Genomic DNA, 22890 nt, shown 5'->3' with positions numbered 1-22890 from the left:
ATGACGATGGCACTCGCCACAAAACCTGAAATCGCCACCGATAAAGACTGGTGGCGCGGCGCGGTGATCTACCAGATTTATCCGCGCAGCTACCAAGACAGCAATGGCGACGGCATTGGCGACCTAATGGGGATCGTGCAGCGGTTGCCCTATATTGCGTCACTGGGTGTGGATGCGATTTGGATTTCGCCGTTCTTTATGTCGCCAATGAAAGACTTTGGCTATGATGTCAGCGATTACTGCGATGTCGATCCGATGTTCGGAAGCCTTGCCGATTTTGATGCGGTGATTGAAACTGCGCATCAGCTTGGTGTCAAAGTGATGATCGATCTGGTGCTTAGCCATACAAGCGAACAGCACCCTTGGTTCATTGAAAGCCGGGCGACTAAGACCAACGACAAATCAAACTGGTACGTCTGGTCAGACCCTAAACCTGATGGCACAGCGCCGAACAATTGGCTGTCTATTTTTGGTGGCTCCGCATGGCAGTGGGACGCGCGACGTGAACAGTATTACATGCATAATTTTTTGGTGTCGCAGCCGGACTTGAACTTCCACGAACCTGCGGTGCAAGAGGCGCTTTTGGATGTCGCCCGTTTCTGGCTAAACCGGGGCGTCGATGGGTTTCGGCTTGATACGATCAATTTTTATATGCATGACGAACAGCTGCGCGATAACCCGGCCTTGCCGCCTGAACTGCGCAATGCCAACACGGCACCAGCCGTAAACCCTTACAACCATCAAGAACATATCTACGATAAAAACCATCCCAAGAACGTTGAATTCCTGCGCCGATTGCGTGCAGAAATGGAACCGTTTGGTGCCGCTGCCGTGGGTGAGGTGGGCGATAGTCAGCGTGGATTGGAAATTCTTGGAGAATATACGCGCGGCGATGATCTGATGCAGATGTGTTATGCATTTGAATTTTTGGCGGCCGATGTGCCAACAGCGCCCCGTATCATTGATGTCATGGATGAGGTCGATCAAAAAGCCCCCGATGGTTGGGCCTGTTGGGCGTTTTCGAACCACGATGTCGTGCGTCATGCAACCCGTTGGGGGCTTGCGCCGGGCGCACAACGGATGTTTGCGACGTTGATCATGTGTTTGCGCGGATCAGTCTGCATTTACCAAGGCGAAGAATTGGGTCTGCCAGAGGCTGATGTGTCTTTTGACGACCTGCAAGACCCATACGGCATCGAATTTTGGCCGGAATTCAAGGGCCGGGACGGGTGCCGGACTCCGATGGTTTGGACCCCTGACAGCCAAAATGGTGGTTTTTCTGATGCAAAACCTTGGTTGCCAGTGGCGTCTGAACATTTGCATTTGGCGGTTGCCACGCAAGAGGACGAACCGGGGGCGCTATTGCACCACTACCGAAGGGCCATTGCGTTTCGTCATGCGCATCCTGCGCTCAGCCGTGGAAGCCACGACAAAATGCGTGCCAGTGGGGACGTCGTGTATTTCACGCGGCGTGACGGTGATCAGGTCATTTTCTGTGCGTTTAATGTCAGTGATACGCCGTCCACGTTTGATATGCCTGAGGGCAAGTGGACACATATAGGGGCCGAATTGGGCTCTGCGCATCTGTCTGCGGATGCGAAACTACACCTAGGCCCTTGGCAAGTTTGCCTTGCGCTCAAGACTGAAAGCTAAGGGAAAAAGAGATGGCTGATCTAAAACTTACGGACATCGCCAAAACCTATGGCGGTAAAGTGGATGTGTTGAAACACATTGATCTTGAGATCGAAACCGGCGAATTGATCGTTTTTGTCGGCCCTTCGGGCTGCGGAAAATCAACGCTGTTGCGGATGATTGCGGGGCTTGAAAAGATTACGGATGGGACGCTTGAAATAGACGGTCAGGTCGTCAACGATGTACCGCCTGCACAGCGTGGCATCGCGATGGTGTTTCAATCCTACGCGCTGTACCCGCATATGACTGTGCGCGAAAATATGTCGTTCGCACTGAAACTCGCCAAAAAGCCTGCATCAGAAATCGATGCTGCTGTCAGTAAAGCTGCCAAAATTTTGCAGCTTGAAGACTATCTTGATCGCTTACCAAAGGCGTTGTCCGGTGGTCAGCGCCAACGGGTTGCGATTGGGCGATCCATTGTGCGTAATCCCAAAGTTTATTTGTTTGACGAACCACTGTCGAACCTTGATGCCGCATTGCGTGTCGCCACCCGGATCGAGATCGCACAGCTCAAAGAATCGATGCCTGACAGCACGATGATCTATGTCACCCACGATCAGGTCGAGGCGATGACCTTGGCCACGCGGATCGTGGTCTTGGCCAATAAAGGGATTGCACAGGTCGGCACCCCGCTTGAGCTATATGAGCGCCCGGAAAATGAATTTGTCGCGCAGTTTATTGGCTCTCCATCGATGAACCTATTGGCCGGTGAAATTGTTGCAACTGGTGATCAAACTGTGGTGAAGCTTAATGGCGGCGGCACGGTGACATCGGCGGTGCCGACGCAAGCCTCCGACAAGGGTCTGAACGTGAATGTTGGTGTGCGCCCCGAAGATATGGTCGCGACGACAGACGACAACTATCTGTTTGAAGGTAAAGTGCATATCACCGAAGCCTTGGGCGAGGTAACGTTGCTCTATTTCGATAAAATCGGCGACATTGATGCGGTAATCGGTAAGCTTCCTGGCATTCATGCGGGCCTGCGCGGTGAAACCGTTCGGATGCATGCTGCGGCTGAAAAGGTCCAGATTTTTCACAATGGCCAATCGCTCTACTATCGCTAACCATCTGTGACCGCGATACAAAAAGGCCGCTGATCCGTTCAGCGGCCTTTTTGTATTCTGTTGTATTGGCTTACCCGCGACGACGGCGGCCTGTGCGCGCGCGGCCTTCGCCTTCTTTGACAGGGGCGCGGTTGAATTTGATCCAATCTGCCCCAGACGGGTCATTGTCTGTCAGGAAATTGGCGGCGCGGATCGCTAGCATTTCCGAGCCGGCTTTGGCTTTGGTTGATCCTAGCCCAAGCAATGTCACGAAAACCTCGTCGTCGATGTCCTCGGGAAAAATGATCCCAGCCGCCGCAAGCTCCGCTTTCTTTTCGGCAATCTTTTTCGGGCCGACGGGCAGGGCAATCGGGTTCATGATGGCAGATGTCATGCCCGTCGCCATGGCCATCGGTAGGAAGGCGTTGTTCACACCGTGTCGGTTGGGGAGGCCAAAGCTGATGTTGGATGCACCACATGTCGTGTTGACGCCCAATTCATCACGCAGACGGCGGACCAAGGTAAACACCTGCAAACCAGCGGTCGACATCGCACCAATCGGCATGACGAGCGGGTCAACGACGATGTCATGCGCAGGGATACCAAAATCGGCAGCGCGTTCGACGATTTTTTTCGCAACAGCAAAGCGCACGTCAGGGTCTTCGGAAATACCGGTGTCATCATTGGAGATCGCGACCACAGGCACATTATATTTTTTCACGAGTGGCAGCACCAACTCCAACCGTTCTTCTTCGCCGGTGACAGAGTTAAGCAGCGGACGCCCTTCTGCGGCAGCCAGACCGTTTTCAAGCGCACCGGGCACAGAGCTATCGATACACAGCGGCGTGTCGACGACAGCTTGCACGCGTTCGATAAGTTCTTTCATCAGCGGCGGTTCAACAAAGTTATTGTCGGCATAACGCGGGTCTTCGGCCATTTTGTTAGAAAACACGGCGCCAGAGTTCACATCCAAAATGTTCGCGCCAGCGGCGGCTTGGGCGATAGCGTCGGCCTCAACACGGCTAAAATCACCTTGCTCTAGCTCTGCGGCCAAAATTTTACGTCCGGTTGGGTTGATCCGTTCGCCGATCACGCAAAAGGGCTGGTCGAACCCGATGATGGTTGTTTTTGTTTTTGATTCAACAATCGTACGGGTCATGTGGTTTCCTTGGTTTGGTTCGCAGGGGCAGCTGCGCTGCCGCCGTTTTGGATGGCCCAATTCGCATTTGTCTTGATCCCGCCAAGCGGGAAGAAGTGCACATTGGTGATGTTAAAATCTGGTTTTGCGGCTTTGTGGGCGGCAAGTTCGGTCAACACATCGGTGGGTTCGTATGGCAACAAAAGCTTGGTCACATCCATCGCCCGTTTTTGGAGAACCTTCAAAGAAGGTCCAACGCCACAGGCAATCGCAAATTTGATCAGGGTTTGCAACTTGGCCGGGCCTGCGATGCCAATATGGACCGGGATCGTGATGCCAGCATCGCGTAGCGCATCGGCCCAAGCGATGATTGGCTTGGCTTCAAAGGCAAATTGCGTCGCAAGCGCCATCTCAGCACTTGTTGTCTCAGAGAACCGTTGTTTCCAACGCAGCGCTTCCATCACGTTGTGATCACTGCCGTCTTTGTCAATATCGCGGTTGCCTTCGGGGTGTCCCGCAACATGCAAGCGTTTGAAATCACCAAACAGCCCGGTTTCCATCAACTGCATTGAACTATGAAAGTCGCCTTTTGGCTGCGCAACGCCACCAGCCAATAGCAGGGCCTGATCGACACCCGCTTCGCCTTGATAACGTGCGATCCACTCCGCCAGCTCTACCTTGTCCGCGATGATCCGCGCTGGAAAATGGGGCATGACACGGTAGCCGTCATCGGCAAGCCGTTTGGCTGTCGCAACCATGTCCTCAATCGGTGTGCCGTCGATATGGGCAATGTAGACCCGGGTGCCAGCGGGCAGGTAGTCTTTGAAATCGTCGACCTTTTCGGCCGTGCGCGGCATGACCTCGATTGAATAGTCTTGCAAGAACGCCGCGATATCAGGGTTTTCCCCCGTAGAAGTGGCATCTTTGCGTTTCAGAAAGGGCAGCAGCGACATGGCGATCTCCGATATGCGGGTAAAAGGGGTCAAGCCCAACCGTCGTTTGCGATCAGGGTTTTTAGACGGGTTTGGTCGAACTCAGTATCAATGCGGGTTGCTTCGGCTTCGGCGGCCTCTTGCGGGGTGCCATCAACCGGGTAGGGGGCGGCTTTGCGGAAACCGGCCAAATAATCATCTGACTCAGCCGCGCCTGACTTCATTGCAGCACGGTCGATGGCTTGCTCAAACCGCTCTGGTAGCGGCATTTTCGCGCCTTTGCGCCCACGGCCAACGATGACTTGGGCGGGCATATCGCGCCAATAGACTATGGTGACATCGGGCATGTGGGTGATTCCCCTTGTTGTGTTACTTCGGTTCTAGCACTCGAAATGCATCCACAATGTCGGTTTTCGACATCGCAGACGCATTGAGCGACCGACCTTTGCTAACCCGCAGGGCACGCGCGGGCCAGTGGGCGGCATGGTCATAATTTTCATGTTTCAGATGTATGCAATTCAGATAGGGGCTGCATCACGCGATGCCCAGCCCATGAAACTGATCACAATAGGTCGACGCCCCTTGCGCCTGCGCCCATCGCGGCCTAGCTTGGGGATAACTCGAAATGGAGGGCGTGTATCATGGCGCCCAAGCGTCCCAAAGGTGCGGGCGCGTTCCCCAAAGCGGTCGTAACCCCCGCGCCAAAATCGCCTGATCCGGCGTCGCTTTATGCGGCATTGGATTTAGGCACAAATAGCTGTCGCATGTTGATTGCCCAACCGAAGGGCAGCCAATTTCATGTGGTAGATAGCTTTTCAAAGTCTGTGCAACTTGGGCATGGGCTAGAAAGCACAGGGCGGCTATCGCGCGCCTCGATGAATCGTACAGTATCTGCGATGCGGATTTGTCGTGAAAAACTGAAGCGACATGGCGTCAAACATATGCGGCTTGTGGCGACAGAAGCCTGCCGGCGCGCGCAAAACGGTAGCAATTTTATCGCTCAGGTGCGGCGCGAGACCGGGTTGAAGCTTGAAATTATTAAGCCCGAAGAAGAAGCACGGCTTGCGGTGATTTCCTGTGCGCCACTGGTCAGCGTGAACACAGAACAGCTGCTTGTCGTCGACATTGGCGGCGGGTCGACTGAACTGGTTTGGATCGATTTAACCAAGGTCCCAAAACGCGAAAGGCCTCGCGCAATCATGCGCTTACACGCCGGGTTTAAATCTGATCCGGGGCCGTTTGCAGCGGCTAAAGTTGTGGATTGGATTTCTGTGCCACTCGGCGTTGCGACACTTCGTGATCAATTTGCGGATGTCGAAGATGATGCTGCGCGTTTCGCGTTGATGAGCTGGTTTTTTGAAGAAAACCTTGAAGAATTTTCACCCTATGCTGCGACGCAAGCCCGCGAAGGGTTCCAAATCATCGGCACCAGCGGCACGGTGACAACGGTTGCGGCCAGCCACCTGGGGCTTAAACGCTATGACCGGACCAAGGTTGACGGGCTGCGCATGACATCTGACCAGATCGACACGGTGATCCGGGATTACTTGTCGCTTGGCCCGATTGGCAGACGTGCAGACCCGCGTATTGGCAAGGACCGGCAGGCGCTGATCATGTCAGGCTCCGCCATTTTGCAGGCGTTGATGCGGCTTTGGCCGACCGATCGGCTATCTGTGGCGGATCGCGGGCTGCGCGAAGGGCTTCTTTATGCGCAAATGTCGGCAGATGGGGTCTTGGAAGATGCGCCGTTTTAAGCGATAGGCAGTGGTATGGCCAAGAAAACAACAAAAAACTCATCCGGACGCGGGCAACGCGATCTGACTGTTAAGGTAAAGACAGCAAAAGGGCGCAAGATAAGCTCGACGCTGTGGTTGCAGCGGCAGTTGAATGATCCGTATGTTAAACGTGCGCAGGCTGATGGCTATCGTGGGCGCGCGGCCTATAAGATTTTGGAACTTGACGACAAGTTCCGGTTCCTCGTGCCGGGCGCGCGGATTGTCGATCTTGGCTGTGCGCCGGGCGGCTGGTTGCAGGTGGCCGTAAAACGCGCGAATACTTTAGGCGAACGTAAAAGCAAGGCGCAGGGCTATGTGCTGGGTGTCGATCTGCAAGAAGTCGAACCGATTGCGGGCGCCGAGGTGCATCAGCTTGATTTTCTAGAAGATGACGCCGACAAAAAGGTCATGGGATGGCTTGGTGGGCCTGCCGATGTTGTGATGTCTGACATGGCGGCGTCTGCCTCTGGGCACAAACAAACCGACCACCTGCGGATCATGACCCTGTGCGAGGCGGCCGCCTATTTCGCATTTGATGTTCTGAATGAGGGCGGCACATTCGTCGCCAAAGTGCTGGCTGGTGGGGCAGAGGCTGATTTGCAAAAGCTTCTCCGGATGAACTTTACCAAAGTTTCGCACGTGAAACCACCGGCGTCGCGGTCTGACAGTTCAGAAAAATTTGTCGTTGCGACCGGTTTTAAAGGGCGTCCCTCCGAAGAAGACTGATCACGGTTGCGCTTGTTCCCAAGTTTCAAATTCTTCGGGGCGCTTCGCGTGCAATCGGGCTGAAACTTCTTGCGAAAGCGCAAGCTCCATCCGAGGTGAGACGTTTTTGCGCGGCAAATCGATTGCCCCACCAAAACGGTCTTTCAAGAACTTTCCAATCTTGTCTTGTGCTTCGTATCTGAACAGATGATCTACGCCAATCTGACCGTCATTGAGGCGGACAAACTTGGCCTGTGATCCAAGCGCGGCAAATGGCGCCGGCTTGCCTTTGCAGTATTCCAGCACAAAATCATCGAAGCTGACACTCAGGGTGCTGTTTTCATGACCACGTAAGGCATCGCGTGAACGGTAACGATACCAACTGCCGAGCCAGTCGATCGGGTTTCTGACAATCGCCATGATTTCCGGTGTGCTGCCCAATGATTGTTCGACAAACAGGCGCAAGAATCGGTGATAGCGACGCATTGGCGTGTGTTTCACGGCAGGTGGGCTGCGCATAACAATAGAGGCGCGCGGCGCAAGTGCCGCAGATAGCGCCGTGCTGCCGGTTTTTGGGACCGCAAGGATAACCAGTTTTTCTTTTGCAAAGACAAGCATTTATGCGGTGATCCTTAGTGAGAACGTTTAAAACTATACGGCATCAACACATTTTTAACCACTCTCGTCAAATCTGTTCAAAGGAAAATTTTAGTTGCAATGTTCCTATTTTGATCTCATGTATGTTGAGAACATAAAAAGAACAAAGCAGTGATTGCTGCCCCGGCGGGCGCGTGAAATAAGGGTTGGAAACATGGCAACGGCAGAGCTTCTCAAAATGGCAGATAAGAAAACCGCAGACAAGGAAAAAGCGCTCGAAAGCGCGCTGGCACAGATCGAACGACAGTTCGGTAAGGGCTCTATTATGAAGCTCGGCGGCGATAACAAGATGGCCGATATCGAGGCGACATCAACCGGGTCGCTAGGGTTGGATATCGCGCTCGGCATTGGCGGCTTGCCCAAAGGGCGTGTGATCGAAATTTACGGCCCAGAATCATCTGGTAAAACGACATTGACGCTTCACGCGATTGCAGAAGAGCAGAAAAAAGGCGGCGTTTGCGCCTTTGTCGATGCGGAACACGCGCTGGACCCGCAATATGCAAAGAAGCTAGGTGTTAACCTTGATGAATTGCTGATTTCCCAGCCCGACACAGGCGAGCAGGCGCTGGAGATCGTGGACACGTTGGTGCGTTCAAACGCGGTGTCACTGGTTGTAGTCGATTCTGTTGCCGCGCTGACCCCAAAGTCAGAGCTTGAAGGCGATATGGGCGACAGTAGTGTTGGCGTGCATGCGCGTTTGATGTCGCAGGCAATGCGTAAATTGACCGGTTCTATCAACCGTTCGGGTTGCATGGTGATCTTTATTAACCAAATTCGGATGAAAATTGGTGTCATGTTTGGATCGCCCGAGACGACAACAGGCGGGAACGCGTTGAAATTCTACGCATCCGTGCGTTTGGATATTCGCCGCATTGGCGCGATCAAAGACCGTGATGAAATCGTCGGGAACGCGACCCGCGTGAAAGTCGTTAAAAACAAGGTGGCGCCTCCGTTTAAGCAGGTGGAATTCGACATCATGTATGGCGAAGGTATTTCAAAGATGGGCGAACTGCTTGACCTGGGCGTCAAAGCAGGTGTTGTCGAAAAATCTGGCGCATGGTTCAGCTATGGCGATGAACGTATGGGACAGGGGCGCGAAAACTCTAAAAGCTTCTTACGCGAGAATCCCGCCGTGGCCGAAGAGATCGAAGATAAAATTCGTGCGGCGCATGGGTTGGATTCAACCGGTGCCGCCGGTGGCGCGGATGATGATGATCTGGTCGAAATCTAAAGAGGCTCGACACATTTGATTTAGAAGGCGCTGCGTTTGCGGCGCCTTTTTACATTTCAGTGATGCATCCGTGATAAGATATTGCGCGCCCTGTGGACAGTGGGCGGGTGCACGGCTATTTCTGCTTGCAATATGACGCATATATGAGAGCCCGCCATGACAAGCCTTGCTGAAATTCGATCCACCTATCTTAACTATTTTAGCAAACAGGGCCACGAGGTTGTCGCGTCAAGTCCGCTTGTACCGCGCAACGATCCGACGCTGATGTTTACCAACTCAGGCATGGTGCAGTTTAAGAACTGTTTTACTGGCGTTGATAACCGCGATTACACCCGCGCGACGACTAGCCAAAAATGTGTACGTGCTGGCGGTAAGCACAATGATCTTGATAACGTGGGCATGACCGCGCGCCACCTGACATTTTTTGAGATGCTCGGCAATTTTAGCTTTGGCGACTATTTCAAAGAACAGGCGATCCCATATGCGTGGGAAATGGTGACCAAAGAATTGGACATTCCGGCTGATAAATTGCTGGTGACCGTTTACCATACCGATGATGAAGCCGCAGACCTTTGGAAGAAGGTCGCCGGCTTGCCGGACGAACGGATCATTCGTATTCCGACGGATGACAATTTCTGGCGGATGGGGCCAACCGGACCCTGCGGCCCATGCACCGAGATTTTCTTTGACCACGGCGAAGATATTTGGGGCGGCCCTCCGGGATCGCCCGAGGAAGATGGCGACCGCTTTATCGAAATTTGGAACCTCGTTTTCATGCAAAACGAGCAATTCGAAGACGGAACAATGAAACCGCTGCCCAAGCAATCAATCGACACCGGCATGGGGCTGGAACGTATTTCGTCGCTACTGCAAGGCACCAACAACGTCTTTGAAACTGATCTGATGAAAGCGCTGGTCGATGCCTCTGCCAATGCAACATCGACCGGTACAGATGAAAACATCATCACGCACCACCGCGTGATTGCGGACCACTTGCGGTCCACATCATTCTTGATTGCCGAAGGTGTGTTACCGTCGAACGAAGGGCGCGGCTATGTGCTGCGCCGCATTATGCGCCGCGCGATGCGCCATGCGCATCTGCTTGGCGCGAAAGACCCGGTGATGCATCAACTGGTTCCGGCCTTGGTGCAACAGATGGGTGCTGCCTATCCTGAGCTGGGCCAAGGTCAGCGTTTGATCGAAGAAACGCTGCTGAATGAAGAAGTCCGGTTTAAACAAACGCTGGATCGCGGATTGAAACTGCTCGATGAGGAGGTTTCTGGGCTTGCTGAGGGTGATGCGCTTCCGGGTGAGGCCGCATTTAAGCTCTATGACACCTACGGCTTCCCGCTAGACCTGACCCAAGATGCGCTGCGTGAACGTGGTGTTGCCGTGGACACAGACGGGTTCGACACCGCAATGGCTGCGCAAAAGGCCAAAGCCCGCGCCGCATGGTCCGGCACTGGAGAGGCCGCAGATAGCACCATTTGGTTCGACGTGGCTGATCAACACGGTGCCACAGATTTTCTAGGCTATGACACGACAACCGCTGAAGGGCAGATTGTGGCGCTGGTCGCTGATGGCGGCATGGTCGATAGCACGGATGGTGCAGTCCAGATCGTATTGAACCAAACCCCGTTCTATGCTGAATCCGGGGGGCAAGTCGGCGATGCTGGGCAGCTGACTACCGATACGGGCACGGTCGAAATCACCGACACCAAAAAGGTTGAAGGTGTCTATATCCACTTTGCTAAAGTGATTTCTGGCACTATCAATGTCGGGCAGGGTGCTGCGCTGGCTGTTGATCAGGCCCGCCGCGATACAATTCAGGCCAATCATTCGGCCACGCACCTGCTGAACGAAGCCTTACGCGAAGTTCTGGGTGATCATATCGCGCAGCGTGGATCGCTGAATGCGCCAGATCGTTTGCGGTTTGATTTTAGCCATACCAAAGCGCTGACTGTCGATGAACTGGCACAGGTAGAGCGCGATGTGAACGCGGTGATCCGCCAAAACACGGCTGTCGAAACACGGATCATGACGCCGGATGATGCGCGCGCCTTGGGGGCGCAAGCGTTGTTCGGTGAGAAATACGGCGATGAGGTCCGCGTTGTATCGATGGGCCGTCAAGACGGATCTGGCAAGGGGACATCTGGTGATACATATTCACTTGAACTTTGCGGCGGAACCCATGTGAAGCAGCTTGGCGAAATTGGTGTATTTGTTGCGTTGGGTGATAGCGCGTCTAGTGCGGGCGTGCGCAGGATCGAAGCATTAACCGGGCAGGCGGCGTTAGACTATTTGCGCGGCCAAGATGCCGGGTTAGCGGCGACTGCGGCTGTTTTGAAGGCGCCATCCTCCGAAGTTGCCGACCGTGTCAAAGCCTTGATGGAGGAACGCAAAGCATTGGCCAATGAGGTCGCGCAGTTGCGCCGCGAAGTGGCGATGGGCGGCGGGGCTGCCGAGGCTGCGCCGGCAGAAACGATCAACGGCGTGCCGTTCCAAGCGCAGGTTCTTCAAGGTGTGACTGGCAAAGACTTACCCGCGTTAATCGACGATATGAAAACGGCGATGGGAAGCGGCGCTGTCTTGCTGATCGCGGATACTGGCGGCAAGGCCGCAGTCGCCGTGGGCGTGTCCAAAGATTTGACCGACCGTGTGTCAGCGGTGGATATTTTGCGCGCCGTGACCCCTGAACTGGGCGGTAAAGGTGGCGGCGGCCGCCCCGATATGGCCCAAGGCGGCGGTGCATCTGCTGATAATGCGACGGCTGCAATTGAAGCGGCGAAATCTATATTGGAGAACTTGAAATGAGCGCACTTTGGATCGCCCACGTCACCGTCACTGACGAAACAGCTTATGCCGAATACGCAAAACGTGCCACCGTTGCTATTGCGGATCACGACGGTGTCTTTTTGGCTCGTGGCGGCACCTATGAACAATTGGAAGGCCCTGATCGGTCACGCAATGTTGTCGCGCGTTTTCCTAGCCTGCAAACGGCACATGATTGCTATTATTCTGATGCCTACCAAGATGCGCTGTCTTTTGCGAAAGGTGCCAGCCAACGCGAGCTTTCGATTGTCGAAGAAATTGCTGCTGACACCAGCGCGAAAGGTTAACGTAGCCGATGCGCGCGGTTGTTCATATTGGGTTCCCGAAAACAGGCACCTCGTCGATCCAAAATTATTGTAGCAAAAACGAGGCACAGCTACTGGAACAGGGAGTATTATGGGCCCGTACGGGGCGTATTTTGTCGTTCAAGGACCGTGCTCGCCATATGGGGCTACGTTTTGCGTTTGAACCGGTTGAGACGTTTCCAACGCCGTTGATGAAAATATATGGTTTGGAAAAGCCGTGGCGCCGCAGATTATTCGCGCGACGCTTTCTTGCGAAATTGGATCGGGAACTGGCGGCACATAGCACGGCGCAGACTGCGTTTTTTTCCGCCGAGGAACTTTCGGGAACCCGCGATAGCGCGATGGTGCAAAACCTTCATGATGCGTTCAAAACCCGCTTTGATCGCGTTCAGATTTTTTGCATTATTCGTGAACCATTTTCCTATTTGGCCAGCAGCTATAGCCAGAGCGTCAAGATAGGTTCGACGCTTTCTTGGAGCAAAATGTTGGATAAGCAGCGAAAAAGCACACTGTTTTTATCGCAAATTTGTAAATGGCAAGAGGTGTTCGGCGATGAAAATGTGATTGTGCGCCCGTTGCGAGGGAATGCGTTGGAACAGATTGCGCCAGTTTTGAGCTGTGACATTCAGATTGATCGCCCCGCGCGCCACAATGCAGGGCTTTCGTTTGCCGGGATCGAACTTTTACATCAACTTAATAACACTTATGCTAACGCGGGTCGGAAACGTCCGGGGAAAATCCGTAAAGCGTTTGAAAAACACATGACGGGATCGCCTTGGCGACCCGATATTAATCAGATTGATGTTGTATACGATATGGTTGCGTCTGAATTGGATGAGCTTCGTCAGTTACGCACATTTTCCAAGGATGATTTGGACTATTTGACCCAGAATTGGTCAGCAGAGCAAGCTCGTAATAAGATCGGGTCTCGACCAATATCTGACGACAATACTGGGATGCTTGACCTGCTAATGGACGCGTTTGATTAAGGTTCAATAAAACTGACCAAGGCGGAATACAAAAGGGGTGGCGAATTTCGCCACCCCTTTTAATGCTTAGCTGGATCGCGAATTACGTTTGCGCTCATGCGGATCAAGGTAACGCTTACGCAGGCGGATGGCGTTTGGCGTAACTTCGACCAACTCATCATCATCAATGTATGCGATCGCTTGTTCCAGTGTCATTGTGACCGGTGTTGTCAAACGCACCGCTTCATCCGTACCAGAGGCACGCACGTTGGTCAGCTGTTTCCCCTTCAACGGGTTCACTTCAAGATCGTTTTCACGGCTGTGTTCGCCGATGATCATGCCTTGGTACACAGCTTCTTGTGCGCCGATAAAGAACTTGCCGCGGTCTTCGAGCTTCCACAAAGCGAAGGCAACGGACGTCCCATTTTCCATGGAGATCAGAACACCTTGACGACGGCCTTGGATTTTACCTTTGTAAGGTGCCCAGCCGTGGAACAAGCGGTTCAGAATGCCAGAACCACGTGTATCTGTCAGGAATTCACCGTGGTAGCCGATCAGACCGCGCGAAGGCACATGGGCCACGATCCGCGTTTTGCCAACACCCGCTGGTTTCATCTCAACCAATTCACCTTTACGCGGGCCAGTCAGTTTTTCGACAACAACGCCTGTGTATTCGTCATCTACGTCAATCGTTGCTTCTTCGATTGGTTCGTTGCGAACACCGTCGATGTCTTTGAAAATAACTTGCGGACGCGAGATTGACAGCTCAAAGCCTTCACGGCGCATGTTTTCGATCAACACGCCCATTTGCAATTCGCCACGGCCAGAAACTTCAAAGGCGTCGCCTTTTTCTGTGTCTGCAATTCTAATCGCAACGTTTACTTCGCATTCTTTTTCAAGACGGTTGCGGATCACACGTGACTGCACGTGTTTGCCATCACGGCCAGCCAGCGGGCTGTCGTTAATGCCAAAGGTCACGGTAATCGTTGGCGGGTCAATCGGTTGGGCTGGAATCGCGACGTCGATTTCCGGATCGCACAATGTGTCCGCAACCGTTGCCTTTGTCATGCCGGCTACCGTCACAATGTCACCCGCTTGGGCGACGTCAATAGGCTGCTGCATCAGACCCCGAAACGCGAGGATTTTAGACGCGCGGAATTGTTCAATTTTCGTACCGTCACGCGACAGCGCTTTGACCGTGTCGCCTGCACGCAAGGTACCTGCCTCAACGCGACCCGTCAGGATACGACCAATGAATGGGTCGGCGGACAGGGTGGTTGCAAGCATTTGAAATGGTTCGTCCATGCGTGTGATCTGCGCAGGGGTTGGGACGTGCTCAATAATTTGGTCGAACAATGCGTCAAGGTTCTCGCGTGGACCATCAAGTTCTTGGTCACACCAGCCTGCACGGCCAGAGGCGAACATCGTTGGGAAGTCCAGCTGATCATCGTCTGCTTCAAGGTTCGCGAAAAGGTCAAAGCAAAGATCGACAGCGTTGTCAGGATCGCCGTCGGCTTTATCGACTTTGTTCACGACAACAATTGGGCGCAGGCCAAGAGCCAAGGCTTTTGCGGTCACAAATTTGGTTTGTGGCATCGGGCCTTCGGCCGCATCAACCAGCAGAACAACACCGTCAACCATCGACAGAATACGTTCCACTTCGCCGCCAAAGTCGGCGTGACCAGGCGTATCTACGATGTTGATCCGTGTGCCTTTCCATTCAACAGACGTACATTTCGCAAGGATCGTGATGCCACGTTCGCGTTCGATGTCATTGCTGTCCATCGCCCGTTCTTGGGTGGCTTCGTTTTCCCGGTATACGCCGGATTGCTTCAGTAGTTCGTCAACAAGTGTCGTCTTGCCGTGGTCAACGTGCGCGATGATCGCGATATTGCGGATATCCATAGGTCTGCCTTTTGGGTAAGTTGCCGCGCGGATACCGTGCAATCGCAGCAAAAGCTAGCCCTTATTCGCAAGACGGGCGGTTAGTGTGCCGAAGTGTTGGAAAACAAATGGATGACAAGGATCCCGATGAGGATCAGCGCGAGGCCTATGATCGCGGGTAAGTCCAATTTCTGTCCAAATACCGCATAGCCGATCCCTGCGATTAAAACGATCCCAAGTCCGGACCACATGGCGTAGAGAATCCCAACCGGTATGACCTTTAACGCAAGCGCCAACAGATAGAACGACACCGCATAGGCGATCACCACGACAACTGAGGGCCAAAGCCGTGTAAACTGTGCGCTGGCTTGCAACGCAGAGGTACCAATCGTTTCAGCGATCACGGCGATGATGAGGTATATGTAATGTGCGGGCATGACACAGTCTTAGCTTATGGCCCCGGCGCTGTCTGCGTCATTTACGACTGCTTGTTGAAAAAATCCGCCGATCTTAATTCTATCTATAGAGGTCTGGCGCCGAGCCGCTATAGTCTGCTTAATTGTGCGGCAAAAATGTCGCGTGGCCAAACCAATGATGCAAAGGGACACCTATGAAGACCACTGCGACGAAATCGATGATTCTAATTGCATTGCTCTCGACGACTGCATGCGGTGGTGGGGGCGGTGATGAAGACCCGGTGGTCACGCCTGATCCTGGCGCGAATGGGTTGCCATACGGTGTGGTCGGCCAAGATCTTTCAGATGCCGAAGGAACAGAAATGTCTTTAGCAGCTGCTGGCTATGATACGTCGGTCGGTGCCTCTGTCACCCAAGGCGGCACTGTAACACTGGCAACCGATTTCCTGACCGGCGGACCCGCTGACCTTAGCGCGCTTGACGCCACGATTTTCATGTTCGGTGAAGAGGTCACGATTTCGAACGGTAGCGGGGTATTGAACGGTAATGTCGTGACCTTAACCTATGAACCAAGTCGCAGTGGCGATTACGCCGGCGCGATTTCGATCGCGAACCATACGTCGGGTGGTGTTTATCAGGGCGAAACTGCCTATGTCTTTGGCTTTGAAACCGACCCTGCTGATATGGAAACGATTGGAACTGTGAACTATAGTGGTGGTTTCTTGGCACAGGGAGTTTCGGGTGCCTCCGAAGCCGAATATGAAGGCACGATTGCGATTGCCGTGAATTTCGCAGGCACCGCAACGGGATCGCTTGACGGGGTTGTCGGCGGGTCAACGGATATGGATATGACTTTGTCCGGCGGCACTTTGTCTGGGAATGCAATTACAGCAGGGCTGGGTTGTAGTGTAGGCTGTTCAGGCGACGGCGATTTGGACGCGACTTTTTATGGGCCAAACGCAGATGAGCTTGGCGGCGTTTTAGCGATTGATACAAATACCTTTGAAGGTGCTGGGACGTTTATTATCACCGTCACTGGCAGTTAACGCGCCATGTAGCGATCGGGCCGGTGGTTTACTGCGATTGTCAGGTTGATAATCACCGCGCCCAGCAGCGACCAGATCACCAGATGGAATGGTAGGATAAAGAACGCGACGCCGAATAGGATCGCGTCAATCAGCAATTGGAAATACCCGGCGCGAAACCCGGTGGTGTCTTGTACGATCAGCGCCATGACACCGAATCCGCCAAGTGATCCATTGTGGCGGAACATGGCTAGCAGCCCGATTCCAGTTGTGCAGCCTGCGATAACGGCAGCTAACCAAGGCGTGATTGTGCCCATTTGCCAGCCCAAGGGAAGTAATTCGGTCACGGCGGAAAGCACGGTCACAGAAATCAGTGATTTGAGCGTGAATATCGCCCCAAGCCGGAAATAGGCGAGCGCGTAAAAGGGGATGTTGATGACAAAGAAGACAGCCCCAAACGACCACCCCGTGAGATAGCTGATTATCACGGCCACCCCGGCGGTTTGTCCGGTAATCAGACCAACATGGGTCAGAATGTGCAGACCAACGCCGCATAAAAACACCCCAAGCGCGAGCCCTTGGAGATCGTCAATGACACTATGCTTGGATGATGTGGCGGGTTTTATCATGGCGCATATATAGGTCAATATTTATGACCCTTGCAATCGTTATTGCGCCAGCGGTTGGGGGGCGGCAGATCCGCCCCCAATCTATCATTACATCGCGGCGTTCAGGTTCTCATCGATCTTTTCAAGGAAACCTTCGGTGGTGAGCCAGCTTTGATCGGGGCCAACCAAAAGCGCGAGATCCTTGGTCATATGGCCGCTTTCGACGGTGTCCACGATGACTTTTTCAAGCGTTTCCGCAAAGCCCATCAACTGCGCGTTATCATCAAGCTTCGCACGGTGCTTCAAGCCCCCCGTCCAGGCAAAGATCGACGCGATAGAGTTGGTCGATGTCGCTTGCCCGGCTTGGTGCTGGCGGTAGTGGCGGGTCACGGTGCCATGCGCAGCCTCAGCTTCGACGATTTTGCCATCGGGGGTCATCAGTTGCGATGTCATCAAACCCAGCGATCCGAACCCTTGCGCGACAGTGTCGGACTGTACGTCACCGTCATAGTTCTTACAGGCCCAGACAAATTTGCCCGACCATTTCATAGCGGAGGCGACCATATCATCGATCAAACGGTGTTCGTACCAAATGCCCGCGTCTTTGAATTTTTCCGCGAATTCTTCATCATATACTTGCTGGAAGAGGTCTTTAAAGCGGCCATCATAGGCCTTAAGGATTGTGTTTTTTGTCGATAGATACACGGGCCAGCCAAGGTTCAAGCCATAGTTCAAAGACGCGCGTGCGAAATCGATGATGGATTGATCAAGGTTATACATGCCCATCGCGACACCTGCGGCGGGGGCGTCGTAGACTTCTTTTTCAATGACGGTCCCGTCTTCACCGACAAATTTCATCGTCAGCTTGCCCGGTCCGGGCATCAAGAAATCGGTGGCTTTATATTGATCACCAAAGGCGTGACGGCCAATGACGATAGGGTGGGTCCAGCCCGGCACAAGGCGCGGCACGTTTTTGCAAATAATTGGCGCACGAAACACAACGCCGCCAAGAATGTTGCGGATCGTGCCGTTTGGGGACCGCCACATCTGCTTAAGGCCAAATTCTTCGACGCGGCCTTCATCGGGGGTAATCGTCGCACATTTCACACCAACTCCGTATTTTTTGATCGCTTCGGCGGCATCAATTGTGATCTGGTCGTTTGTTTCGTCGCGTACTTCCATGCCCAGATCGTAATATTTCAGATCCAGATCCAAATAGGGCAGGATCAATTTTTTCTTGATGAAATCCCAAATGATGCGGGTCATTTCATCACCGTCGAGTTCGACGATTGGGTTCTCTACCTTGATCTTTGACATGGGGTTCTCCGGTTTGGGTGGATTCTATAACGGCATAGCGTAAATATGTGATTACGGAAAGACTGTATACGGTGGTATACATAATAAAATGATGTGGTTTTGTGGCGCTGCGTGGGGGCGTGGGTGAGGATTTAGTGCAAATTGGCCACCACGAAATATTTCATAATTGCAATGGGATGGCGTTATTCGCTGCAAAACATAATCTGCGTTCAGATACGGCGCAATTGCCGTGTCCCTATTAAAAAGGTTTATATAATGTCTTCACTCTTTAACGTTAGCTGTATTGCAATTGTTGCCGCGTCCTTCGCAATTTCCGCGCAGGCACAATCTGTCGAGATTTACGGCGGTGCAACCCTTGGCGGGCAAGAACTTAATTACGGTCCCGTGCCACCAAGCAACCCAAATTTGCAGCAGATGGACGCAGGGTATTTGTTTGGCGCCGGTGTTTATTGGGGCATCCCGGGCGGTTTCGAGGCAGGTCTCGATGCGATGTATACGAATCAGGGCTACAGCAGTTGGGGGCCGGGTTCGACGCTCGAATCGCTTTCAGTCATGGCGAACGGTCGCTACGTCTTTGCGATTCCTAACGCAAATATCACGGGTTATGTCGGGGCAGGTGTTGGCTCAATCCAGCTGACTTATGATGACCCGGCTGCGTTTTTGGATGGCGATGATTCCGTGATGGGCTATCAGATCGAGGGCGGTTTGCGTTACACATTGGGTGCCTATGAAACATTCACCGCCATCAAATACCAAGAAGGGTTTGATGAAGCGTTGATCCAGTCTGAATCGGTTGAATATAATTCGTTGAGCTTGCTCGGCGGTATCCGCTTCTAATCGAAGGTGGCGCCGGGATGCCGGCACCACCCTTTGCTAGCAAAGGGAAAGAGGGATCAGAAAGGTTCGCCTTTCAAAAGGCGCATGAGCCCTTACCCTACCAGATTCTGCTTTTGAGAACTGGACGCCCCTCGCGCGCACTATTGGGCACATACAACGCATTCAGAATCTCAAGCGTATTTTTCATTCAGCCTTAGTGCGGGAAAACATCGAACCTGCAAATCCCGATTATGCCAACGGTCTGGTTGCGGAGGAATGGGATAGGCTAAGGGCAGTTCATGTTGGTCGGGACGAGAACGTTTGGCTGGATCGCTGGGATGCGGCTAACGGCAGTTATGAGCCCGATCTGACCGATGCTGCGTATCGCTGGAATGACCGCTGAACGAAGGATAGAAGGATAGAAAGAAAGGTCCTACTTTACTTGTTCCAAAAAACATGGATACCGGAACGGGTTTCTTTACGTTTGTACAGAGCAATGGCCAGTGGCATCTTGAGAGAGAACATTGAGCAGGAACAACAATGCTAATTAAAGTTGGCGATGATCGCACCTCAAACATTGATCTGGTTCTAGCGGGCTTTTTGTCCTCAATAGCAGGGGCGCTAAACGCCGTCGGATTCCTTATTGCAGGGACATTTACAGCGAATATGACGGGCAACATTTCGGCCTTTGCGGACAGCTTTGCAAATGGTGCCGTCGTTATGTCGATGTCGTTTTTGGGTCTGGTCGCAGCGTTTATCTGCGGTGCAAGCATAGCGGCCTTGGTCATACAAGCAGGAGAAAAGAGGAACCTTCGGTCAATCTACGCCCTCGCAATAACCGCCGAGGCCGTCATACTTCTGCTGATTGGCACGGTGCTTATTCTGTCGTTCGCTCACCCTCATGAGACATTTCCAGTCATCGTTCTCAGTTTCGTTATGGGGCTTCAAAACGCGGTCACGACGATGATCTCACGGGCGCGGGTACGCACAACCCATGTGTCAGGAATGGCAACAGATATTGGAATCGAGCTGGCAGCTTTAGTAAGTGACGCCAATTCTCGGAAAGATGCCTCGCCAAAGCTCAAACTACACAGCTTGACCCTCGCCAGCTTTACCATTGGGGGCGTCTGCGGGGCGCTATTGTTTCAACTTGTAGGGAGTTGGTTGTTTGTGATCGCTGCTTCTGTGTTGTTGCTCATAGCTGTCCCCGAAGCCCTCCGAGCGTATCGTAGCTGACTTCAACTTTCGCTCCAGAAAATGACGTCCTGGTGAACGGCTTGCTCCACCGGACATTCGCGCACTTGCAGCGAAGGTCTGGAAGGTCCGCATTGCTGCCGTTCATCTTTGCACGATGCGGTTAACTGCTGGGGTGAAGCGGCGGGGTAATCCGTCACCTACTATTTGATATTGTTATTGGTGGGTTTTGCCCGACTTACCCCACGAACAATTATAAAAACAACAGATTAAGGGGGGGGTGGTAGGCCCGGAGGGACTTGAACCCCCAACCAAAGCGTTATGAGCGCTCTGCTCTAACCAATTGAGCTACAGGCCCCTTGCGGCCATGAACTATCAGACAGGGCAGAGGCGTCAAGCAACAGTTTGATAGGCTTGCCAAAATGAACAGCAGGCGCGTTCGCAAAATCCCGAACCGCCTGCTGTTGCTTACACCTAGAGATACCGTTGAAGTCGAGGAGGGCTCCGATCTCGGGCCTATATTGACATGCAAATAGTTAACAATCGGTAAGTAAATTACGATTTTATCGTTGTTTGTGCCAGCGCATGCGTTGCGTCACGGCGGGGCTTGGGCTATCGCAATTGCAACTTATGAATGGGGTGTCATGATGACCAAGAACGGCCTGACCTACGCAGACGCAGGGGTGGATATCGATGCGGGCAATACGCTTGTGGATCGTATTAAACCGGCGGCAAAGCGCACGGCGCGTCCCGGTGTTATGGCTGGGCTTGGTGGTTTTGGGGCGCTGTTTGATCTGAAATCTGCCGGATATAACGACCCGATCTTGGTGGGCGCAACCGATGGTGTCGGCACCAAGCTGCGCATCGCGATCGACACGGGTAACGTCGATACGATCGGCATTGATCTGGTGGCGATGTGCGTCAATGATTTGGTCTGCCAAGGGGCAGAGCCGCTGTTTTTTCTCGATTACTTTGCGACAGGCAAGCTCGAGCTGGATCAAGCGACACGCATTATCGAAGGGATCGCCGCAGGCTGCGAGGCCTCAGGTTGCGCATTGATCGGTGGTGAAACGGCTGAGATGCCGGGCATGTATCACGATGGTGATTTCGATCTCGCAGGCTTTGCTGTGGGTGCAATGGAGCGTGGCGAAGATCTGCCCGCTGGCGTAACCGAGGGCGACGTGTTGCTTGGCCTCGCATCCGATGGGGTGCATTCGAACGGTTATTCGTTGGTGCGCCGCGTGGTGGAACTCTCTGGGCTGGATTGGTCGGATGCTGCGCCATTTGCAGATGCGACATTGGGCGAGGCATTGCTTGCGCCGACACGTCTTTATGTAAAACAAACGCTTAGCGCTGTGCGGGCAGGGGGCGTGCATGCGCTGGCCCATATCACCGGTGGTGGTCTGACCGAAAACTTACCGCGCGTGCTGCCCGAAGGTTTGGGCGCGCAGGTTGATCTTGCAGCATGGGAATTGCCTGCCGTATTCCGTTGGTTGGCAGAAACCGGCGGCATGGCTGAGGCTGAATTGCTGAAAACCTTTAACGCAGGCATCGGCATGATCTTGGCCGTCGGCGCAGCCGAGGCCGAGGCGCTGACGGTGCTCTTGGCCGAGGCTGGCGAAACGGTGCACCACCTTGGCACCGTGACCAAAGGCGAAGGCGTTAGCTACACAGGCGCGCTTTTGTGAGTAAACGCGTTGCGATTCTAATTTCTGGCGGCGGTTCCAATATGGTGTCGCTGGTCAAGGATATGCAGGGCGATCACCCGGCGCGCCCCGTCTTGGTCTTGTCGAACGACCCAAATGCGGGCGGGCTAGAAAAAGCACGCGCATTGGGTGTGGCGACCGCTACACTGGATCATAAGCCCTATGGCAAGGATCGCGCGGCATTTGAAGCTGCATTGCAAGAAACCTTGAGCGCCGCCCAACCTGACATCATCTGCCTGGCTGGGTTTATGCGTATTTTGACCCCTGAATTTACCCGTAAATGGGAAGGGCGGATGCTGAATATTCACCCGTCGCTTTTGCCGAAATACAAAGGGCTGCATACCCACGCGCGCGCCTTAGAGGCCGGGGATGCCACGCACGGCTGTAGCGTGCACGAAGTGATTGCCGAATTGGATGGTGGGCCAATTTTGGGGCAAGCGAAAATTCCGGTAAACGCCGATGATACGCCTGACAGCCTAGCCGCACGTCTATTGCCGTTTGAGCACCAGCTTTACCCGCAAGTGTTGCGCCGTTACGCCGCTGGAGATCGGACACCGGTTCTGATCAATGGCTAAGCTTTTCATTGTTAGGTCAATCGCCTATCAATCGGCACCACTGTAGCAAAGTATTGAACGATTGACGGGCA

21 protein-coding genes and 1 tRNA gene are annotated in these 22890 nt (G+C 53.5%); 13 read left to right on the top strand and 9 right to left on the bottom strand.

What is annotated here, in order from left to right; genetic code table 11:
• Both DS901_RS05390 and DS901_RS05385 read left to right on the top strand, forming a co-directional pair.
• Positions 1–1653: an alpha-glucosidase gene (locus DS901_RS05390; RefSeq protein WP_181820779.1), complete on the top strand. Its 1653-nt coding sequence runs from the start codon at positions 1–3 to the stop codon at positions 1651–1653.
• Positions 1654–1664: 11 nt separating this feature from the next.
• Positions 1665–2756, top strand: coding sequence for an ABC transporter ATP-binding protein (locus DS901_RS05385; RefSeq protein ID WP_113775914.1), 1092 nt, complete (start codon positions 1665–1667; stop codon positions 2754–2756).
• A 70-nt stretch (positions 2757–2826) separates the two neighbouring features.
• Here the strand turns inward: DS901_RS05385 and DS901_RS05380 are convergent, their stop codons facing one another.
• From DS901_RS05380 to DS901_RS05370, 3 genes are read right to left on the bottom strand one after another with little or no spacing between them, the layout of a single operon-like run.
• Positions 2827–3894, bottom strand: a complete 1068-nt coding sequence (locus DS901_RS05380) for a dihydropteroate synthase (RefSeq protein ID WP_113775913.1) — start codon at positions 3892–3894, stop codon at positions 2827–2829.
• Positions 3891–4826, bottom strand: coding sequence for a methylenetetrahydrofolate reductase (locus tag DS901_RS05375; RefSeq protein ID WP_113775912.1), 936 nt, complete (start codon positions 4824–4826; stop codon positions 3891–3893). Before DS901_RS05375 ends, DS901_RS05380 begins: the two co-directional genes overlap by 4 nt.
• Before the next feature lie 29 nt (positions 4827–4855).
• Positions 4856–5152 (bottom strand): virulence factor, encoded by a 297-nt coding sequence (locus DS901_RS05370; RefSeq protein WP_113775911.1) that lies wholly within the window; start codon positions 5150–5152, stop codon positions 4856–4858.
• Positions 5153–5446: 294 nt separating this feature from the next.
• Here DS901_RS05370 and DS901_RS05365 point away from each other — a divergent pair, with 294 nt between their 5' ends.
• On the top strand, positions 5447–6559 hold the full coding sequence (locus DS901_RS05365; RefSeq protein WP_113775910.1) for a Ppx/GppA phosphatase family protein: 1113 nt from the start codon (positions 5447–5449) through the stop codon (positions 6557–6559).
• A gap of 15 nt (positions 6560–6574) precedes the next feature.
• On the top strand, positions 6575–7306 hold the full coding sequence (locus DS901_RS05360) for an RlmE family RNA methyltransferase (protein ID WP_113775909.1): 732 nt from the start codon (positions 6575–6577) through the stop codon (positions 7304–7306).
• On the opposite strand, the gene DS901_RS05355 is transcribed toward DS901_RS05360, so the two are convergent.
• Positions 7307–7903 (bottom strand): gamma-glutamyl kinase, encoded by a 597-nt coding sequence (locus DS901_RS05355; RefSeq protein WP_113775908.1) that lies wholly within the window; start codon positions 7901–7903, stop codon positions 7307–7309.
• Between the two features lie 193 nt (positions 7904–8096).
• Between DS901_RS05355 and recA the strand changes: the two genes are divergently transcribed.
• The 4 genes from recA to DS901_RS05335 all read left to right on the top strand — a co-directional run bounded on the left by recA (position 8097) and on the right by DS901_RS05335 (position 13299).
• Positions 8097–9173 (top strand): recombinase RecA, encoded by a 1077-nt coding sequence (gene recA, locus DS901_RS05350; RefSeq protein ID WP_113775907.1) that lies wholly within the window; start codon positions 8097–8099, stop codon positions 9171–9173.
• 156 nt (positions 9174–9329) lie between these two features.
• The gene (gene alaS, locus DS901_RS05345; protein ID WP_113775906.1) at positions 9330–11987 is read left to right on the top strand and encodes an alanine--tRNA ligase; all 2658 of its coding nucleotides are present in this window, start codon (positions 9330–9332) and stop codon (positions 11985–11987) included.
• Complete coding sequence (locus tag DS901_RS05340; protein ID WP_113775905.1) at positions 11984–12292, top strand: DUF1330 domain-containing protein; 309 nt, start codon at positions 11984–11986, stop codon at positions 12290–12292. The genes alaS and DS901_RS05340 overlap by 4 nt, the downstream gene beginning before the upstream one ends.
• A gap of 8 nt (positions 12293–12300) precedes the next feature.
• Entirely contained in the window at positions 12301–13299 is a 999-nt protein-coding gene (locus tag DS901_RS05335) for a hypothetical protein (RefSeq protein ID WP_113775904.1), read from the top strand.
• Positions 13300–13365: 66 nt separating this feature from the next.
• Here DS901_RS05335 and typA read toward each other — a convergent pair whose 3' ends face one another.
• Complete coding sequence (gene typA, locus DS901_RS05330) at positions 13366–15183, bottom strand: translational GTPase TypA (RefSeq protein ID WP_113775903.1); 1818 nt, start codon at positions 15181–15183, stop codon at positions 13366–13368.
• A gap of 80 nt (positions 15184–15263) precedes the next feature.
• Entirely contained in the window at positions 15264–15599 is a 336-nt protein-coding gene (locus DS901_RS05325; protein WP_113775902.1) for a DMT family transporter, read from the bottom strand.
• A gap of 173 nt (positions 15600–15772) precedes the next feature.
• Here DS901_RS05325 and DS901_RS05315 point away from each other — a divergent pair, with 173 nt between their 5' ends.
• On the top strand, positions 15773–16624 hold the full coding sequence (locus DS901_RS05315; RefSeq protein WP_113775900.1) for a transferrin-binding protein-like solute binding protein: 852 nt from the start codon (positions 15773–15775) through the stop codon (positions 16622–16624).
• Here DS901_RS05315 and DS901_RS05310 read toward each other — a convergent pair.
• Together DS901_RS05310 and DS901_RS05305 are read right to left on the bottom strand one after the other, a co-directional pair.
• Positions 16621–17232: a YitT family protein gene (locus DS901_RS05310; RefSeq protein WP_113775899.1), complete on the bottom strand. Its 612-nt coding sequence runs from the start codon at positions 17230–17232 to the stop codon at positions 16621–16623. The genes DS901_RS05315 and DS901_RS05310 overlap by 4 nt on opposite strands.
• A gap of 87 nt (positions 17233–17319) precedes the next feature.
• Positions 17320–18528, bottom strand: coding sequence for an NADP-dependent isocitrate dehydrogenase (locus tag DS901_RS05305; protein WP_113775898.1), 1209 nt, complete (start codon positions 18526–18528; stop codon positions 17320–17322).
• 255 nt (positions 18529–18783) lie between these two features.
• Here DS901_RS05305 and DS901_RS05300 point away from each other — a divergent pair, with 255 nt between their 5' ends.
• Together DS901_RS05300 and DS901_RS05295 are read left to right on the top strand one after the other, a co-directional pair.
• On the top strand, positions 18784–19365 hold the full coding sequence (locus DS901_RS05300; RefSeq protein ID WP_181820778.1) for an outer membrane beta-barrel protein: 582 nt from the start codon (positions 18784–18786) through the stop codon (positions 19363–19365).
• A gap of 519 nt (positions 19366–19884) precedes the next feature.
• On the top strand, positions 19885–20580 hold the full coding sequence (locus DS901_RS05295; protein ID WP_113775896.1) for a YoaK family protein: 696 nt from the start codon (positions 19885–19887) through the stop codon (positions 20578–20580).
• A gap of 239 nt (positions 20581–20819) precedes the next feature.
• On the opposite strand, the gene DS901_RS05290 is transcribed toward DS901_RS05295, so the two are convergent.
• Positions 20820–20896, bottom strand: a tRNA-Ile gene (locus DS901_RS05290).
• A gap of 286 nt (positions 20897–21182) precedes the next feature.
• Between DS901_RS05290 and purM the strand changes: the two genes are divergently transcribed.
• Positions 21183–22226: a phosphoribosylformylglycinamidine cyclo-ligase gene (gene purM / locus DS901_RS05285; protein ID WP_404932342.1), complete on the top strand. Its 1044-nt coding sequence runs from the start codon at positions 21183–21185 to the stop codon at positions 22224–22226.
• Positions 22223–22819, top strand: a complete 597-nt coding sequence (purN, locus tag DS901_RS05280) for a phosphoribosylglycinamide formyltransferase (protein WP_113775895.1) — start codon at positions 22223–22225, stop codon at positions 22817–22819. Before purM ends, purN begins: the two co-directional genes overlap by 4 nt.
• The last annotated feature ends 71 nt before the right edge of the window (positions 22820–22890 follow it).

Source organism: Loktanella sp. D2R18 (genome assembly GCF_003318235.1).
In the GTDB taxonomy this organism is placed as follows: Bacteria; Pseudomonadota; Alphaproteobacteria; order Rhodobacterales; family Rhodobacteraceae; genus Yoonia.
This window is presented reverse-complemented; position numbering and strand designations above follow the sequence as displayed.

Coding starts and splice junctions, on each gene's coding strand:
- DS901_RS05325 (WP_113775902.1), bottom strand. CDS start 15,599: ATGCCCGCACATTACATATACCTCATCATCGCCGTGATCGCTGAAACG.
- DS901_RS05375 (WP_113775912.1), bottom strand. CDS start 4,826: ATGTCGCTGCTGCCCTTTCTGAAACGCAAAGATGCCACTTCTACGGGG.
- typA (WP_113775903.1), bottom strand. CDS start 15,183: ATGGATATCCGCAATATCGCGATCATCGCGCACGTTGACCACGGCAAG.
- DS901_RS05295 (WP_113775896.1), top strand. CDS start 19,885: ATGCTAATTAAAGTTGGCGATGATCGCACCTCAAACATTGATCTGGTT.
- DS901_RS05355 (WP_113775908.1), bottom strand. CDS start 7,903: ATGCTTGTCTTTGCAAAAGAAAAACTGGTTATCCTTGCGGTCCCAAAA.
- DS901_RS05305 (WP_113775898.1), bottom strand. CDS start 18,528: ATGTCAAAGATCAAGGTAGAGAACCCAATCGTCGAACTCGACGGTGAT.
- DS901_RS05360 (WP_113775909.1), top strand. CDS start 6,575: ATGGCCAAGAAAACAACAAAAAACTCATCCGGACGCGGGCAACGCGAT.
- DS901_RS05315 (WP_113775900.1), top strand. CDS start 15,773: ATGAAGACCACTGCGACGAAATCGATGATTCTAATTGCATTGCTCTCG.
- alaS (WP_113775906.1), top strand. CDS start 9,330: ATGACAAGCCTTGCTGAAATTCGATCCACCTATCTTAACTATTTTAGC.
- DS901_RS05310 (WP_113775899.1), bottom strand. CDS start 17,232: ATGATAAAACCCGCCACATCATCCAAGCATAGTGTCATTGACGATCTC.
- DS901_RS05365 (WP_113775910.1), top strand. CDS start 5,447: ATGGCGCCCAAGCGTCCCAAAGGTGCGGGCGCGTTCCCCAAAGCGGTC.
- recA (WP_113775907.1), top strand. CDS start 8,097: ATGGCAACGGCAGAGCTTCTCAAAATGGCAGATAAGAAAACCGCAGAC.
- purM (WP_404932342.1), top strand. CDS start 21,183: ATGATGACCAAGAACGGCCTGACCTACGCAGACGCAGGGGTGGATATC.
- DS901_RS05380 (WP_113775913.1), bottom strand. CDS start 3,894: ATGACCCGTACGATTGTTGAATCAAAAACAAAAACAACCATCATCGGG.
- DS901_RS05390 (WP_181820779.1), top strand. CDS start 1: ATGACGATGGCACTCGCCACAAAACCTGAAATCGCCACCGATAAAGAC.
- DS901_RS05385 (WP_113775914.1), top strand. CDS start 1,665: ATGGCTGATCTAAAACTTACGGACATCGCCAAAACCTATGGCGGTAAA.
- DS901_RS05370 (WP_113775911.1), bottom strand. CDS start 5,152: ATGCCCGATGTCACCATAGTCTATTGGCGCGATATGCCCGCCCAAGTC.
- DS901_RS05300 (WP_181820778.1), top strand. CDS start 18,784: ATGTCTTCACTCTTTAACGTTAGCTGTATTGCAATTGTTGCCGCGTCC.
- DS901_RS05335 (WP_113775904.1), top strand. CDS start 12,301: ATGCGCGCGGTTGTTCATATTGGGTTCCCGAAAACAGGCACCTCGTCG.
- DS901_RS05340 (WP_113775905.1), top strand. CDS start 11,984: ATGAGCGCACTTTGGATCGCCCACGTCACCGTCACTGACGAAACAGCT.